The organism is Paenibacillus oryzisoli (genome assembly GCF_001653565.1).
GTDB lineage: Bacteria > Bacillota > Bacilli > Paenibacillales > NBRC-103111 > Paenibacillus_E > Paenibacillus_E oryzisoli.
Window position 1 is genome coordinate 1 of the sequence record NZ_LYPB01000002.1, and the last position, 518, is coordinate 518.

1 rRNA gene is annotated in these 518 nt (G+C 56.4%); it reads right to left on the reverse strand.

Annotated elements, in window-relative coordinates:
• Positions 1–13: 13 nt before the first annotated feature.
• Positions 14–518, reverse strand: a 16S ribosomal RNA gene (locus tag A8708_RS00010); the annotation flags it as partial.

Below are 518 nucleotides of genomic sequence, written 5' to 3' on the forward strand. Positions count from 1 at the left end.
CGAGTCTCCATAGAAAGGAGGTGATCCAGCCGCACCTTCCGATACGGCTACCTTGTTACGACTTCACCCCAATCATCTACCCCACCTTCGGCGGCTGGCTCCCTTGCGGGTTACCCCACCGACTTCGGGTGTTGTAAACTCTCGTGGTGTGACGGGCGGTGTGTACAAGACCCGGGAACGTATTCACCGCGGCATGCTGATCCGCGATTACTAGCAATTCCGACTTCATGCAGGCGAGTTGCAGCCTGCAATCCGAACTGAGATCGGCTTATAAGGATTGGCTCCACCTCGCGGCTTCGCTTCCCGTTGTACCGACCATTGTAGTACGTGTGTAGCCCAGGTCATAAGGGGCATGATGATTTGACGTCATCCCCACCTTCCTCCGGTTTGTCACCGGCAGTCATCCTAGAGTGCCCACCCGAAGTGCTGGCAACTAAGATCAAGGGTTGCGCTCGTTGCGGGACTTAACCCAACATCTCACGACACGAGCTGACGACAACCATGCACCACCTGTCTCC